The following is a 16,080-nucleotide window of genomic DNA, read 5'->3' as shown; positions in this document are numbered from 1 at the left end:
CGGGGAACGGATGCACGTGGCTCGCACCCGTTTTCGACATTTCCCTGCGGCCCGCGTGAATCGGGCACCGCATCCGTCCTCAGATCTGCCAGGAACGCAGCCGGTCCGCCGCGCCGTACACGTCGGTGGTGCCGGCCAGCAGGTCGCGGGCGAGGTCGACGAGGGCGCCGTAGGGCGGGTCGATGCCGACGCCGCTGACGAACATGTACGCCACGGCGGTCGCACAGGCGAAGCGGGCGTTGGCCGAGGGCAGCGGCCGGAGCACGGTGATGGTGTGCAGCAGCGCGGCGGCCCGCCAGGCGGGGTCGGAGTTCACCCCGAGGCGGGGCGGGTCGACGCGGTGCCGGGCGACGGCGGCGACCAGCGCGGAGAAGTCGTTGACGGTGGGCTGGTCCGGCAGGACCTCCTCATGGCGCTGAAGCAGCCAGGGCACGTCGATATGGATCACGGGCGCCATGAGTCAGGCGGCCCGCCCTTCGCCCTTGGCGGGCGGTTCGTCGTCGGGGAACGCGGCGGCGAACTCGTCGGCGTGGGTGGAGAAGAACCGGCGGAAAGCCTCCGCGCCTTCCTGCAGGGCCCGGTGGCGGGCTATGTCGGCCGCGGCCGCCTCTCGCACGAGCGCCTTCATGGACGTACCGCGCTCCTTGGCGATCTGCCTGAGGTCCTCAAGTTCGCGGTCGCTGAACTCCACGTTGAGAGCTGGCATGCCTTCACGGTACCGCTCGGGTACTGACTCGTAAATACCCCCAGGTCAGCGCGGTTGCCAAGAGGTACCGGGCCGGGGTGCACCTGAGATGTGGGTCACACCGGGGCGGGCGATGTCACATTCCGGGGCCCTGCCCGGCTCGCAGTGGTGAGCGCGCCAGAGGAGGCCCCCGCATGACCGAGAGCTCCGTACCCGGCACCGACACCCCGCTCGACGCGGCGACCGGGGTGTTCGTCGACCATCGCGAGCTGCTGTTCGGCGTCGTCTACAACATGCTCGGCAGTGTCGCCGACACCGAGGACGTCCTGCAGGAGACCTGGCTCTCCTGGACGGCCCGCGGCGGCGGCGCCCCCCTGGCCGGTGTCGACAACCCGCGCGCCTACCTCGTCCGGGTGGCCGTCAACCACGCGCTGCGCCGCCGGGCCGTGATCAGCCGCCGGCGGGAGACGTACGTCGGCCCGTGGCTGCCCGAGCCCCTGGTCGCCGACGACACAGGAACCGCGGAGGACCCGGCCCTGCGTTCGGAGTCGGTGTCGCTGGCGATGCTGGTGGTCCTGGAGTCGCTGACACCGCTGGAGCGGGCGGTGTTCGTGCTGGGCGAGGTCTTCGCCTACCCGCATGCCGAGATCGCGGAGATCATCGACCGCTCCCCCGCCGCCGTACGGCAGTTGGCGCACCGGGCCCGGGAGCACGTGCACGCGCGGCGGCCGCGGTACGAGGCGCATCCGCGGGTGCGGCGGGAGGCGACCGAGCGGTTCGTGCGCGCGGCGCTCGGCGGGGACATCGCCGAGCTGATGGAGGTCCTCGCGCCGGACGTCACGGCGTGGACGGACGCCGGCGGCAAGCGCCGGCGGGCAAGCCTGCGCCCGGTGCACGGCCGGGACAAGGTGACCCGTCTGCTCACGGCCGGCCGGGGCGGTCCGGACCACCCCGTCTGGCGCTACCGGCGCGTGAACGGCGACGACGCGGCGGTGCTGTTCGACGGCGACGCGCCGTTCGCCGTGCTGGTCCTGGACCTCACACCGGAGGGCGACCGGGTGCGCGGCATCTACGTGGTGGCCAATCCGGACAAGCTCGCCCACCTCTCCGGGACGGCGGCGTGAGCGCCGGGCGCGGCGAGCGCCTCGCCGACTGGTTCGACGGGCGGCTCGGCACCCACACGCTGAGCAGGAAGTACCTGCGCAAGGTGTTCCCCGACCACTGGTCGTTCCTGCTGGGCGAGATCTGCCTGTACAGCTTCGTGGTGCTGGTCCTCACCGGCGTGTACCTGACGCTGTTCTTCCATCCGTCGATGAACGAGGTGACCTACCAGGGGAGTTACGTCCCGCTGAACGGTGTGCGGATGTCCGAGGCGTACGCGTCCACGCTGGACATCAGCTTCGACGTGCGCGGCGGGCTGCTGATCCGGCAGATCCACCACTGGGCGGCACTGGTCTTCGTCGCCGGGATGCTGACGCACATGATGCGGCACTTCTTCACGGGCTCGTTCCGCAAGCCGCGGGAGGTCAACTGGCTGTTCGGCTGGCTGCTGCTCTTCCTCGGTCTCTTCGAGGGGCTGTTCGGTTACTCGCTGCCGGACGACCTGCTGTCGGGCACGGGCCTGAGGTTCGTGCACGGCGCGCTGCTGTCCGTGCCGATCGTGGGGACGTACCTGGCGATGTTCCTGTTCGGCGGCGAGTTCCCCGGCGACGACATCGTGGCCCGCTTCTACGCGCTGCACGTGCTGCTGATCCCGGGGGTCATGGCGGCGCTGATCGTGGTCCACCTGCTGCTGGTCGTGTACCACAAGCACACCCAGTTCGCCGGGCCCGGGCGCACCGAACGCAACGTCGTGGGGGCGCCGTTCATGCCGGTGTACCTGGCGAAGGCGGGCGGCTTCTTCTTCCTGGTGTTCGGGGTGCTCACGCTGATCGCGGCGGTGGCGACGATCAACCCGGTCTGGTCGTACGGCCCGTACCGCGCCGACCAGGTGTCCACGGGTGCCCAGCCCGACTGGTACCTCGGCTTCGCCGAGGGCCTGGTACGGATCATGCCCGGCTGGGAGATCACGCTGTGGGGGCACACGCTGGTGCTGGGTGTACTGATCCCGATCGTGGTGTTCCCGCTGCTGCTGGTCTTCATCGGCGTGTACCCGTTCCTGGAGGCCCGGTCCACCGGCGACCGGCACGAGCACCATCTGCTGGACCGGCCGCGCAACCGCCCGGTGCGCACGGCGATCGGGGCGGCCTGGATCAGCCTCTACCTCGTGCTCCTGGCGGGCGGCGGCAACGACATCGTGGCGACCCGCCTCCACCTGTCGATCAACACGGTGACGTGGGCGGTGCGGATCGCCGTGTTCGTCGTCCCGGCGGTCGTCTTCGTCGTCACCCGGTGGATCTGCCTGGGACTCCAGGTACGCGACAGGGAGCTCGTGGCGCACGGCCGGGCGACCGGCGTGATCAAACGGCTGCCGCACGGCGAGTACGTCGAGGTGCACGAGCCGCTCGACCGGGCCCGGCTGCACACCCTGACCGCTCATGAACGGCCAGGGGAACCAGTCGGGCACGATCCGCACCGGGCCCTGGCCGGGCCGGTCAGGAGTGAGCGCGGCAGAACTCCCGGACGGTCCGGTTGAACGGTTCCGGCGCCTCGATGTTGCTGAGGTGCCCGACACCGGGGAGGACGACCAGTGTGGCCCGCGGGACCGCTTCGAGGAACTGGCGGGCGACGGTCTCCACGGGTGAGCGCGCGTCGAGCTCGCCCCACAGCAGCAGCGTCGGCACCTCGATCTTCGGCAGCAGATCGCGCTGGTCGGCCTCGGCCATGACGGTGAGCTCGGTCCGCATGCTCCGGGCCCGGGTGTCGGCCGACATCACCGACAGCAGGCGTACGGCTTCGGCGGACGGCTGCCCGGCGAAGAGGCCCGGCATGGTCGGTGCGAACACCTCGGCCGGGACCGCGAGCATCCGTTCCGCGCCCTCGACCCGTGCCCGCACGTCCGCCGCGGGCAGCGAGCCCTTCCAGCCCGCGTAGGTGTCGACGAGGAGCAGCGTCCGGACGAGTCCGGCGTGGTGCCGGTAGAGCTCCAGCACGACGGTCCCGCCCCAGGACAGGCCGAGGACATGGGCCGGGCCGAGGTCCACGTCCTCGATGACGGCCGCCAGACAGCGGGCGTAGTCGGCCAGGGTGAAGGAGAGCGGTACGTCGTGGGAGCGGCCGGCGCCCGGTTCGTCCCAGGCGACGACGGTGAACTCGTCGGCCAGGTCCTCGGCCTGGCCGCGGAACAGCCGGGCGTCCGTCGTGGCGCCGTGCGCGAGCACGAGGGGCGGGCCCTGGCCCACCCGGTCGTACGCGACCTCGATGCCGTCGACCCGCACCGCTGGCATGGCACCAGGCTACGCGCGCGTGCCGGGGGCGTCCTGTCGGCGGACTCCCCCGGCACGCGGCACCGCCGTCCGGTCCCTACCCCTGGTCCGCCACGAAGGAGGCCATGCGGGTCAGGGCGGCGTTCCAGTTGATCGTGTGCTCGTTGGTCGACCAGGACTGGATGTCGTCGATGTAGCAGAACTGGCCGACGCACCCCTGGAGTTTGCTCTGTGCGTAGGGGTCCTGGATGCTTGAGTTCGGCCCGCCCGCGAGGGTGCCCTTCGGCGGGCCCGGCTGGCTCGGGTCGAGCTGGCGGGCGTACCAGCGGCTGTGCTGGTTCTGTGCGCTGACCTCGCCGTAGCCGGTGACGTAGGAGATGTTCAGCGCGTTGCGGCCCAGGATGTAGTCCATGCTCTGCAGCGCGCCGTCCCGGTACTTCGAGGCGCCGGTGATGTCGTACGCGGTGGCGAGGACGACCGCGTTGTTGAGCACCTGGTGGCTGGAGCCCCAGTCGTAGGTGTTGCCGTCCGGCGCGTACGGCATGCCGTAGGGGTGCGCCCTGAGGGTGGCCAGGTAGCGGTCGGCGCCCCTGACGACGGACTGGCGTACGGCGTCCCGGCCGGGCAGCCTGCTCGGCACCGTGGCGAGGTCGAGCCGGCCCGCGGCCCCGGTGCGGGCCCAGTCGAAGCCCAGGGGCTTGAACAGGTCGGCCGTGTGGACCGGGGACTTCAGGACGTACTCCTCGAACCGCTTCTCCCCGGTCGAGAGGTACAGCTCGGCCGCCGCCCAGTAGAAGTCGTCGGTGACGTCGCTGTCGGCGTAGGCGCCGCCGCCGATGCCGTCGCTCTCGGAGGCGAGGCGGTCGGGGTGGGCCAGCGCCGCCGCCCAGGCCTTGCGTGCGGCAGCCAGTGCCTTGTCTGCGAACGCCTTGTCGTAGGACCGGTACATCCGGGCGGCCTGCGCCGCCGTGGCGGCCAGGTTGAGGGTGGCGGCGGTGGAGGGCGGGTGCAGCTCACGCTTCTGCGGGTCGTCATGAGGCATCAGCGGCAGGCCGGTCCACTGCTCGTCGTGCATCTTGTGGTGGGCCATGCCGGCCAGCGGCTTGCCGTCGGGCACCTGCATCTTCAGCAGGAACTCCAGCTCCCAGCGGGCCTCGTCGAGGATGTCCGGGACCTTGTTGCCGCTCTCCGGGATGGCGAGCGTGCCGTCCTTGAGCTTGTCCGCCTGCCCGGTGCGGGCGTGCCGGGCGCGTTCGTAGGTGCTCAGCAGCTCCCAGGTGGAGATGCCGCCGTTGACGACGTACTTGCCGTGGTCGCCCGCGTCGTACCAGCCGCCGCTGACGTCGAGGGTGTAGTCGCACACGCCGGGCTGGCAGGGCACCGAGGTGTCGCCCTTGTTGGGTGCCACGCCCACGTGACCGGCCGGGCGGCCGTAGCCGGGCCGCAGGTCGTCGCGGATCGCGAGGCCGCTGCGCTGGGTGTAGTAGTACTTCGCCGAGTCCAGCCGGAGCCGCTCGTAGGCGCTCGTACCGATGGCGAAGGGGCGGCTGGTCTCGCCGTCGGCGACGAGTGTGAAGCCCGCGCCCTTGGTGCGGAACGCGCCGAAGTCGATCGAGTGGACGTTCTGCCCGGAGGAGGCGTCGACCCCGCGCGGCAGGGTCGTTCCCCGGGCGACCACCGTCCCGGCGGAGTTCTTGAGCTGCCAGGGCAGCTTCGCCGTGGCGTCGGTGACCAGGGTGGCGTTCTTCGGGCCGGCCGGCAGGTAGCCGACCTGGTTCACGCGGACCCGGGGCCCGGTGTCGGGCTCGTACGGTTCCGGCGTCACCCCGCCCAGCAGCGAGACGTCGTCCATGCAGAAGCGCCAGGCGTCCGCGCTGCCGCCGAGCTGGAAGCCGACCTGCCCCTGAGCGGTGTCGACGGGCGAGGTGAAGGTGTACGAGTAGGTGTCGCCGGAGACGCTGAGCTGCGGTGTCACCTCGTGGTAGGTGTCGTACGGCGACACCGACAGGCCCACGATCGCCCGCACCACGTGCCCGGCGGGTGTCCCGGTCGCGCTGAACGAGAAGCGGTACGACTCCCCCTTCACGAGGGTGATGTCGTTCTGCCCGACGGCGGCGTCCCAGCGGTTGGCGGTGCCGCCGGGGACATCGGCGCAGAGCCGGCCGTCGGACAGGCCCGCGGTGACGTTGCTGGTCGTCCACCAGGGGTCGGTGGTGGTGTCGAAGCTCCCGTTCCTGACCTGCTCGACTTCTTCGGCCCCGGCCGGCGCGGAGGGCAGCGCGGTGAGGGCGGCCGCCAGCAGGGCCGTCAGGGACAGCAGTGCGGTTCTGCGTCGTTTCACGTCTGGGCTCCTCCGGGAGGTGCGGGTGGCGCTCGGCATGGGAGCGCTCCCAGATGCGGACGCAGGCCATGGTTGTGGCTGATGTGACAGTCCGTCAACGGTCCGGACGGGACCGGCTGTTCACCGCCCGTCCGGACCGGGGTGGTCTAGGCCGTCTCCAGCCGGCTGATGCGTATCGCGCCATGCGCCTCGTCGGGGTGGCGGCTTGTCAGGGTGAGCCGGATCCGGGAGCCGCGCAGGGGCTTGAAGGTGATCGCGGTGGGAGCGTCGGAGGCGGCGGCCCACTCGATACGGGTGTCCCGCGCGGCCTGCCACGCCCGGCCGTCCCATACGGCGACCTCGATCGCCGCGGGCAGGCTGTGCGTGGCATCCACCGTGAAGGAGACGTCCACCCGGTCGAAGCCGCGCGTGCGCCCGTGGTCGACCGAGACCCAGTCCTCGGCCCGCGCGCCGTCGAAGGCCGGCAGCAAGGGCGTGGCCTGCTTGAAGAAGCCGTTGGACCAGCCGGTGGCCGGATCACCGTCGAGCATGGCGGCGGGCAGGGTGTCCGGGCGGCCGGAGTAACTGGCATCCGCGTGCGGGCGGCCCGGGGGAGCCGGATGCTCCGGTCCGAAGGCGGGCGGGGTCGTTTCGGCCCGGTCGCCGGCCGGGGTGGCGCGTACGGTCACCGTGCCGGTGCGCAGCCCCTCGGCGCGGGCGGTCACCTTCACCGCGCCGGCCCTCGTGCCGGACCGGACGATGGCGAGGGCCTTGCCGGCGAAGACGGTCCGGGTGCTCGCCTGGTAGCGCTCGGCGCTCTCCTGGCGGCCGTTGTCGAGCCCGGCGAGGGAGCCGCCCGCCACCTCGAAGGAGAGCAGGTGCTCCGCGTCGGGCACCACCACACCGCGCCGGTCGACGACCTCGGCGGTCACGAAGACCAGGGAGCGGCCGTCCGCGGCGAGGGACGTGCGGTCCGCGGTCAGGCGTATCGCGTGCGGGGCTCCGGCGGTGCGCAGTACGTCGGTGGCGACCACCTTGCCGCCCTGCCGTGCGACGGCCTTCAGCTCGCCCGGCGCGAAGGGCACCCGCCACGTGAGGTGGAGCTTGCCGGCGCTGCCGTTCGGGCTGGTGTAGCTGCCGGGGTAGGGGCCGTCGGTGAAGGTCTTGTCGTCGCCGGTCGCCTCGGTCGTCTCCAGGTAGGTGCGGCCGTCCACGGTCTTCTTGGTGTCGAAGCGCCGTACGCCCAGGGACGTGCCGTTGAGGTACAGCTCGACGGTGTCGACGTTCGCGTACGCCCAGACCTCGACCGTGTCGCCCTCACTGTGGTTCCAGGTCATCGGGAGCAGGTGGACCATCGGCCGCTCGGTCCACTGGCTCCGGAAGAGGTAGTACATGTCCTTCGGGAAGCCCGCGGTGTCGACGGCGCCGAAGAACGACGCCTTGACCGGGAAGACGTCGTACGGCGTGGGCTCGCCGATGTAGTCGATGCCCGACCACAGGAACTGCCCGGCGAACCACTTGCGGTCCCGGTCCTTCTTGTGGCCGTACTCGCCGCTCATCGTCCAGGAGGCGAGGTTGTTGTCGTAGGAGGAGGTCGCCCGTCTGCCCGGTGTGTGATTCTCGCCGGTGTTGAGGTGCTCCGGCTCCTGGTAGGCGCCGCGGGTGGAGGTCTCCGAGGAGGACTCGGACTCGAAGAGGAACAGGTGCGGGTAGGCCGCGTGCAGCTGGTCCACCGACTTGGCGGTGTTGTAGTTGAGGCCGAGGCCGTCCAGCTTGGCCAGCATGAGATCGGCCGCGGAGCCCTTGGCGGGCAGGCGGCGGTACTTGTCGGAGCCGATGACCAGCGGTCGGGTGTCGTCGGCGGCCCTGATCGCGTCGATGATCCGGTCGGCCATGGCGAGGCCTGCCGTGGAGGTGGAGTCGGGGACCTCGTTGCCGATGGACCAGCTCAGTACGGCGGGCGAGTTGCGGGCCGCCAGCACCATCTCGGTGGCGTCCTTCTCGCACCACTCGTCGAAGAAGCGGCCGTAGTCGTACCGGTTCTTGCCGGTGCGCCAGCAGTCGAACGCCTCCACCAGCATGACGACGCCCAGCTCCTCGCAGACCTGGATCACCTCGGGCGCGGGCGGGTTGTGGGAGGTGCGCAGGGCGTTGACGCCCATGGACCGCATGATCTCCAGCTGCCGGCGGACGGCGTCGACGCTGACGGCGGCGCCGAGTGCGCCCAGGTCGTGGTGGAGGTCGACGCCCTTGATCTTGTGGTGGGTTCCGTTGAGGAAGAAGCCCTCGTCCGGGTCGAAGCGGAAGGTCCGGAAGCCGAAGACCGTGCGGTAGGTGTCGGTGGTCCGGCCGCCGACGCGCAGTTCGGTGTGCAGGGTGTAGCGGTGCGGGGCTCCGAAGTCCCACAACTCGGGGCGCCGGACGGTGAGTTCCTGGGTCTCGGTCCGCTCGGCGGAGACGGCCGCGGCGGAGGAGGCACGGGCGACCGTCCGGCCCTTGCGGTCGACGATCCGGGAGACGACCTCGACGTCGGCGTCCGTGCCCGAGGCGTTGACGACGGAGGTGGCGACCCGTACGAGGGCCCGCTCGACGGAGATCTCGGGCGTGGTGACGCGGGTGCCCCAGCGGGCCACGTGGACCGGCTCGGTGATCACCAGGCGGGCCTCGCGGTAGATGCCGCTGCCCGAGTACCAGCGGCTGCTGGGGAGCCGGTTCCGGACCTGGACGGCGATCACGTTCTCGGTGGTGCCGTCGGTGTGCACCAGGACGGTGAGGTCGAGGGCGAAGCCGGTGTAGCCGTAGGGGTGGCGGCCGGCCTCCTTGCCGTTGCAGTAGACGGTGGAGTCCATGTAGACGCCGTCGAACTCGACCGAGATCCGTTTGCCGGCGAGGGCGGGCGGCAGGGTGAAGGCCAGGCGGTACCAGCCGAGGCCCCCGGGCAGGAAGCCGGTGCCGCTGGTGGTGCCGTGCTCGGTGGTGGGGGTCTGCTCGATGCTCCAGTCGTGCGGGACGGCGCTCTCGCGCCATCCGGAGTCGTCGAAGCCGGGCAGGTGCGCTTCGGCGTAGGCGCCGGTCGGATCGGTGATGCCGCCCGGGTTCACCAGCGCGAAGCGCCAGCCGTCGCGCAGTGCGACAGTCCGGCGGCCGGACGCACCGCGCGCCTCCCCGGCGGCCCACGCCTCCGGGGCGCCGAGCAGCGCCCCGGCCGCGGGCGTGGCCGCGGAGGCGAGCAGGACCGATCTGCGCGTGACCGACATGACGGATCTCCCTCATGAGGACTCAGAAGTACTCACAACTGATCGCGAACAAACAGATTCTGTCGACCTGTCACGCATGGCCGTCAAGGGTGCGGGAGCTTCCTTCTGCCCCAGGTCCTACTTCGACCGGATGTGCACCTTGCCTCCGGCCGCGCAGTCGGCACGGGGGTTACCGGTCCACGTCGGGTGCCTACGGACTAGGCTGGAACTCAACTGGCTTCCCTGTTCACTGTGAGTGTCCGCATGGAGTCGCGACGATGAGCCCGGACGAGGTGTTCGACGATGGCATGGCCGCCGCCCGTGCCGTCATCGCCGTCGACGGCACGCTCACCGAGTGGAGCGAGGGCGCCCGCCGGCTGCTGGGACACACCGCCGCCGAGGTCGTGGGCCGCCCGGCCGCAGCGCTGCTGGCCGACGGCGCGGAGCTCCCGTCCGTGCCGGCCGACTCCCGCTGGAGCGGCACCCTCACCCTGCGCCACCGTGACGGCCATCCCGTGTCCGTGTGGGTGCTCGCCCATCGCAGGCCGCCCGACGGGCCGGAGGCGGCCGAGTGGCTCGCGGTGTCCCCGCCGGAGGCCACCGGCTCCGGCCTGCCGGACGACCCGCTGGTGCGCCTGGCCCTGACGCAGTCGCCCTGCGCCACGATGATCTTCGACGAGCGGCTGCGGCTGCGCGGCGTCAACGAGGCCATGGCGGACCTCCTGGGGCTGCCCGCCGGGCGGGTGCTGGGCCTGAAGCCCACCGACATCGGCAGCCGGCCGCAGAACTCCGAGCTCGAGGAGAATCTGCGCCGGGTGCTGGGCACCGGCCGGCGGCAGGACATGCAGACGTACATGAAGGCCACCGGCGAGAACCGGGCCGCGCACGCCTGGCTGGCCAGGATGGCGCCGCTCACCGACGGGACCGGCCGGGTGTGCGGCGTGTGCGTGACGGCCCACGACTTCTCCGACCAGTACCGGTCGCGGGAGCGGCTGCAGCTGGTCAACGAGGCGAGCGTGCGCATCGGCACCACCCTCGACGTCACCCGGACCGCCCAGGAGCTGGCGGACGTGTGCGTCCCCACGCTGGCCGACTTCGTCAGTGTCGACCTGCTGGAGGCGCAGGAGGGCGGCGGCGAGGCTCCCGGTACGCCGGCCCCGCCGGTGCATCTGCGCCGGGCCGCACACCAGTCGGTCAACCGGGGCAGCCCCGAAGCGGTCGTCAAGCCCGGGCAGGTCGACGTCTACCCGGAGAACTCCCCGCAGGCCGCCTCGCTGGTCGCGGGTCGCACCGTCGTGGCCTCGGGCTCCTCCGGCGACCTGGAGCAGTGGCTCGCCTGGGACCCGGTGCGCTTCCAGCGGGTCCACGAGTACGGCATCCACGCCACGATGTCCGTCCCGCTCCAGGCCCGGGGCACGACCCTCGGCGTGGCGGTCTTCACCCGCTTCCGTCGGCCCGAGGCGTTCAACGACGACGACATGCTGCTGGCCGAGGAGGTCACGGCCCGGGCCGCCGTCTGCATCGACAACGCGCGCCGCTACTCCCGCGAGCGCGAGACCACCCTCACCCTGCAGCGCAGTCTGCTGCCCCGCACCCTGCCGCACACCGCCGCGGTGGAGGCGGCCTCCCGCTATCTGCCGGCCATCCGCTCCGGCGTGGGCGGCGACTGGTTCGACGTGATCCCGTTGTCCGGGATGCGGGTCGCCATGGTCGTCGGCGACGTCGTCGGTCACGGCATCCAGGCCTCGGCCACCATGGGCCGGCTGCGCACCGCCGTGCGCACCCTCGCCGACATCGACCTGGCCCCCGACGAACTGCTCACCCACCTCGACGACCTGGTCGTCCGGCTGTCCCAGGAGTCCGGCGGGGACAACGGCACCGGAGAGGTGGGCGCGACCTGCCTCTACGCGGTCTACGACCCGGTGTCGCGGCGCTGCAACCTGGCCCGGGCGGGACATCCGCTGCCCCTGCTCGTGCCGCCGGACGGCCCGGCCCGGCAGCTCGACCTGCCCTCGGGCCCCCCGCTGGGTGTCGGGGGGCTGCCGTTCGAGTCCGCCGAGGTGGAACTGCGGGAGGGCAGCGTCCTGGCGTTCCACACGGACGGGCTGCTGGCGAGCCGCGAGCGGGACCTCGACGCGAGCGGCCGGATGCTCCGCGAGGCCCTGTCGGCGCCCTCCGACTCCCTGGACGAGACCTGCGACCGCGTGCTGCACAGCCTGCTCCCGCCGGGCGGCTCCAGCGACGACGTGGCGCTGCTGCTGGCCCGCACCCGAGGCCTGCCGTCCGCCCAGGTCGCCACCTGGGACATCCCCGCCGACCCGGCACTGGTGGCCCCCATCCGCAAGCAGGTCGTCGACCAGCTCGAACGCTGGGGGCTGACCGAGGCCACGTTCACCGCCGAGCTGGTCGTGAGCGAACTGGTCACCAACGCCATCCGCTACGGCGCCCCGCCCATCCGGCTGCGGCTGATCCACGACGCGGCCACCCTGATCTGCGAGGTGTCCGACACCAACCACACGGCCCCGCACCTGCGCCGGGCCAAGACCTGGGACGAGGGCGGCCGCGGTCTGCTCCTGGTCGCCCAGCTCACCCAGCGATGGGGCAGCAGGCACACCGCCGAGGGCAAGACGATCTGGTCGGAGCTGGCCCTGCTCGGCGACGAGATCTGAGCGCGCTCCGCCGGGCCGGTGCCGGCGGGCGGCCCGTGACCGGCCGCTGGGCGGGACGGCGGGGCCGCCGAGGGGCTCTTACCCCGGCCTGATTTCATGAGCGGGCACGAACGATCGCGTCCCGGAGGACCCCGCCCTGAACACCCCGCTTGCCGAAGTCCTGTCCGTGACGCTGCTGGCCGCCGTGCTGGTCTGGGCCGTCGCCCGCCCGAAGGGCCTGCCCGAGGCCGTGCTGGCGGTGCCGGCCGCAGGGCTCGCCCTCGCCCTCGGAGTGATCTCGCCGGAGCACGCCTGGGAGGAGGTCCAGCGGCTGGGGCCGGTGGTCGGCTTCCTCGCGGCCGTGCTGGTACTCGCCCACTTCTGCGACGTCGAGGGGCTGTTCACGGCGTGCGGGGCATGGATGGCCCGCTGGGCCGCCGGGCGCCCCACCCGGCTGCTCACCGCGGTGTTCGCGCTGGCGTCCGTCATCACGGCCGTGCTCAGCCTGGACGCGACCGTCGTCCTGCTGACTCCGGTGGTGCTCGCCACCGCCACCCGGATGGGCGTCCGAGCCCGGCCGCACCTGTACGCGTGCGCCCATCTGTCGAACACCGCCTCGCTGCTGCTGCCGGTCTCGAACCTGACCAACCTGCTGGCGTTCACGGCGAGCGGGCTGAGCTTCACCCGCTTCGCCGCGCTGATGGCACTGCCCTGGCTGGTCGCGATCGCCGCCGAGTACCTGGTGTTCCGGCGCTTCTTCGACGACGAACTGGCCGCGCCCCTCCCCTCCCCCGACCCCGAGCGGCGTCCCGAGCCGCTGCCGCTGTTCGCCCTCGTCACGGTCGGCTGCACGCTCGCCGGGTTCGTGGTCGCCTCCGCCGTGGGGATCGAGCCGGCCTGGGCCGCGACGGCCGGTGCGCTGGTGCTGGCCGGCCGGGCACTGCTCCGGCGGCGGGCGACGCCGCTGACGGTGGTGCGGTCCGCCTCGCCGGCCTTCCTCGCGTTCGTGCTCGCGCTCGGCGTCGTGGTGCGCGCGGTCGTCGACCACGGGCTCGCCGACGCGCTGCGGCGTGTGCTGCCCGACGGGTCGGGGCTGCTCACGCTGCTGGGCGTGGCCGCGCTGGCCGCCGTCCTGGCGAACCTCGTCAACAACCTGCCCGCGGTGCTGGTGCTGCTGCCCCTGACCGCCGGGGCCGGTCCCGGGGCCGTGCTGGCGGTACTGCTCGGTGTGAACATCGGCCCCAACCTGACCTATGCCGGATCACTGGCGACCCTGCTGTGGCGCCGGATCGTGCAGCAGCACGGGCACCGGGTCGGGCTCGGGGAGTTCACTCGGCTCGGACTGCTCGCCGTACCGGCCGCGCTGGTGCCGGCCGTGGCGGCCCTGTGGCTGTCCCTGACCGTGGTCGGGGCCTGAGCGCACGCCCGGTCAGCGGCGGCCGTCTCCGCCGTAGCCGCCAGAGCCGTAGCCGGGGCCGTATCCATAGCCGGGGTAGCCGTATCCCGGGTTGCCGTACCCGCCGTCCGCGTCGCAGTAGTAGCCGTAGCGGTAGCAGGGCGGTTCGGTGGCCGCCGGGCTGCTCGGCTTCGGCTTCGGGGCCGGGGAGGTCGCGGACGGCGTCGGTGTGGACTCGGGCGTCTTCGACGGGGTGGGAGTGGGGGGGGGGGTGGGGCGCGGGGCCGGAGCGGCCGCGTTCCAGTTGACGGCCTCCATCTGGAGGTCGGCCTTGGAGGTGTCGATCACCCAGCGCTGGGCCTCGTCGTCCGTCCGGGCCTTGAGGACCAGGGCTCCCGAGCCGTTGGTCGCGGCCGGGGCCAGGGCGAGGTCCTGGTCCCAGCGGGGCACGAGGGAGCCCTGGAGGGTGAAGTCGTAGCGGATGTTCTTCGGGTCCGGCCGGGACGCGCCCGCGCAGGGGGCCAGCCGCACCGAGTAGCCCAGCTGCGAGTCCAGGCACAGGTCGGGGGCGGCGCCGTTGCGCAGCAGTCCGTCGGTCTCGTAGGTCCACTGCTGGGCGGCGTCCGCGGAGCAGGTCGTGAGTTCTGCCTCGCCGTCCTCTACGGCCTTCTTGCCGTCGATGCCCACGCACAGGCCCGAGGCGACGTTGTGCAGCCGCCCGCGCAGGGCGCCCTTCGCGGCCTCGTCCGCCCCGGCCCAGGACGGGTCGGTGGTCACCCCGCCCGCCTCGGCGTCGGGTGCTTCACCGGAGGGCCGGTCGGCGCCGGCCGGGGCGCCGTCGCCGCCGTTGCCGGTGGACCACAGGACCAGCGGCAGGACGACGAGGCCGCTGACCGTCAGGATGCCCGCGGTGAGGTTGCGTCGCCGGGCGGCACGGCGGGCCGTCCTGTGGGCGGATCTTCTGGCTGCGGTCCGGGGACCTTCGGGCCGGGGACCCGGGGGTGCGGAGACGGGCGGCGGCACGGAGAGGCCCTCACCGGTCGTGACCGGAGCCTGGGCCCTGTCGAGGGGCGTGCCCGCCCCTGCCGCTGCGGGAGGCAGCGGCACGGCCGCCGGGCCGCCCGGATCGGTGAACGACTCCCCGACGGTGCCGGCGAGGGCGACCGGGTCCGGGAAGGCCCCGCGCCCCTCACCGGCCGGCCCGGGGGAAGGCTCACGCGCTGCCGGGACCGGATCCGGAAAGACCTCACGCCGCTCACGGGCCGGCTCGGGGAAAGGCTCACGCGCCGGCCGAACCGGGTCGGGAATGATCTCGTACGCCATGCCGGCCGGGTCCGGGAAGACCTCGCGCGCCAGGGCCACCGGGTCCGGGAACAGCTCACGTGCCGCGGCGGCCGGGATCTCGGCGGTGGCCGCGCCGGCCGCTCCCCCGGGCCGCCCGCGCTCCGTGGGAGGCCCGCTCCCGGCGCTCTCCCCCGCCTCGTTCGCCCGGCTCTGCGCGTACGCCCGCCCGCCCCAGCCCAGCACCGCCTCCGAGAGGGCGGCGCCGAGGCCGTGGTTGAACTGGTCCAGTTGGTCGGCGGCGGCGTCGCAGTGCCCGCAGCCCTCGATATGCGCGCGTAGATCGGGGTCGAGGGCGAGACCCCCGCGCCGGTACGTCACGTCGAGCAGGCGCAGATAGCGCCGGCACTCCTCGTCGGGGGCGAGTTCGCGGTGCAGTTGGAGGCATTCCTCGCGCAGCCGGTCCCGGGCCCGGTCCAGTTCGACGCGTGCGCCCTCCTCGTCCAGTCCGAGCAGCCCGGCCGGGGAGGTGAGGGGTTCGGCCTCGACCTCGACGTGCCACAGCAGGCAGCGGGCGGACTGGGGCAGCCGCTGGAAGGCCCCGGACAGCAGACGGCGCCGCTGCGAGGGCAGCAGCCGGGAGGCGGGGCGCTCGCCCTCGCCGGTGAGCAGCTCCGGGTGGAGCATGCCGAGTCTGTGGTCACCGGCCCACTCGGCCGCGATGCGCCGCACGGTGACGAGCAGATGGGGACGCCAGGCGGAGGTCGGGCCGTTCTGGCGGAGGGTCTCGCCGAAGAGCCGGGTGAAAGCGGCGGTGGTGAGCATGCCCGCGGAGCGCGGGCCGTCGGTGCACAGCCGGGCGTAGCCGAAGGCCGCCTCCCAGTGCCGGTCCAGCAGTTCGCCGACGGGGTGGAGTGCGGGTGTGGCCCCGGTCCACTTCCTGAGCTCCGCGCTCAGTTGCTCGTCCGTCACGGCGAACCTGCGGGCCGGGGCCGGGGAATTCGACGGGCCTGCGTCTTTCAAGGCTGCATTCCTCTCAAGGACATGCGGGGTAAAGTCCATACCAAGGGGTATGCCGGCTCGTCGGCCTCGCGCATACGAAAGAAAGGCGTGATGTGGGCACGCCGACAGGGCACACCTTTACACAGG

10 protein-coding genes are annotated in these 16,080 nt (G+C 72.6%); 4 read left to right on the top strand and 6 right to left on the bottom strand.

Annotation, left to right across the window (positions count from 1 at the left end; translation table 11 throughout):
• Positions 1-79 precede the first annotated feature (79 nt).
• Both A4E84_RS37780 and A4E84_RS37775 read right to left on the bottom strand, forming a co-directional pair.
• Complete coding sequence (locus A4E84_RS37780) at positions 80-457, bottom strand: hypothetical protein (protein ID WP_062930855.1); 378 nt, start codon at positions 455-457, stop codon at positions 80-82.
• Positions 458-460: 3 nt separating this feature from the next.
• The gene (locus A4E84_RS37775) at positions 461-706 is read right to left on the bottom strand and encodes a hypothetical protein (protein ID WP_062930854.1); all 246 of its coding nucleotides are present in this window, start codon (positions 704-706) and stop codon (positions 461-463) included.
• 173 nt (positions 707-879) lie between these two features.
• On the opposite strand from A4E84_RS37775, the gene A4E84_RS37770 reads away from it, so the two are divergent.
• Positions 880-1,809, top strand: a complete 930-nt coding sequence (locus A4E84_RS37770; RefSeq protein WP_062930853.1) for a sigma-70 family RNA polymerase sigma factor — start codon at positions 880-882, stop codon at positions 1,807-1,809.
• Complete coding sequence (qcrB, locus tag A4E84_RS37765) at positions 1,806-3,320, top strand: cytochrome bc1 complex cytochrome b subunit (RefSeq protein ID WP_062930852.1); 1,515 nt, start codon at positions 1,806-1,808, stop codon at positions 3,318-3,320. The genes A4E84_RS37770 and qcrB overlap by 4 nt, the downstream gene beginning before the upstream one ends.
• On the opposite strand, the gene A4E84_RS37760 is transcribed toward qcrB, so the two are convergent.
• The 3 genes from A4E84_RS37760 to A4E84_RS37750 all read right to left on the bottom strand — a co-directional run bounded on the left by A4E84_RS37760 (position 3,280) and on the right by A4E84_RS37750 (position 9,627).
• Positions 3,280-4,071: an alpha/beta fold hydrolase gene (locus A4E84_RS37760; RefSeq protein ID WP_062930851.1), complete on the bottom strand. Its 792-nt coding sequence runs from the start codon at positions 4,069-4,071 to the stop codon at positions 3,280-3,282. The two genes, qcrB and A4E84_RS37760, sit on opposite strands and share 41 nt — an antisense overlap.
• Positions 4,072-4,147: 76 nt before the next feature.
• Positions 4,148-6,391 (bottom strand): glycoside hydrolase family 9 protein, encoded by a 2,244-nt coding sequence (locus A4E84_RS37755; RefSeq protein ID WP_062930850.1) that lies wholly within the window; start codon positions 6,389-6,391, stop codon positions 4,148-4,150.
• 146 nt (positions 6,392-6,537) lie between these two features.
• Positions 6,538-9,627, bottom strand: coding sequence for a glycoside hydrolase family 2 TIM barrel-domain containing protein (locus A4E84_RS37750; RefSeq protein WP_062930849.1), 3,090 nt, complete (start codon positions 9,625-9,627; stop codon positions 6,538-6,540).
• 257 nt (positions 9,628-9,884) lie between these two features.
• Between A4E84_RS37750 and A4E84_RS37745 the strand changes: the two genes are divergently transcribed.
• Together A4E84_RS37745 and A4E84_RS37740 are read left to right on the top strand one after the other, a co-directional pair.
• Positions 9,885-12,275 (top strand): SpoIIE family protein phosphatase, encoded by a 2,391-nt coding sequence (locus tag A4E84_RS37745; RefSeq protein ID WP_062930848.1) that lies wholly within the window; start codon positions 9,885-9,887, stop codon positions 12,273-12,275.
• Between the two features lie 136 nt (positions 12,276-12,411).
• Positions 12,412-13,671, top strand: coding sequence for an arsenic transporter (locus A4E84_RS37740; protein WP_062930847.1), 1,260 nt, complete (start codon positions 12,412-12,414; stop codon positions 13,669-13,671).
• 12 nt (positions 13,672-13,683) lie between these two features.
• Here A4E84_RS37740 and A4E84_RS41680 read toward each other — a convergent pair whose 3' ends face one another.
• On the bottom strand, positions 13,684-15,954 hold the full coding sequence (locus A4E84_RS41680; RefSeq protein ID WP_062930846.1) for a ricin-type beta-trefoil lectin domain protein: 2,271 nt from the start codon (positions 15,952-15,954) through the stop codon (positions 13,684-13,686).
• Positions 15,955-16,080: the final 126 nt, after the last annotated feature.

Source organism: Streptomyces qaidamensis (assembly GCF_001611795.1).
GTDB lineage: Bacteria > Actinomycetota > Actinomycetes > Streptomycetales > Streptomycetaceae > Streptomyces > Streptomyces qaidamensis.
Note: the sequence above shows the minus strand (reverse complement) of the source record. Positions and strands in the feature narration are given on the sequence as shown.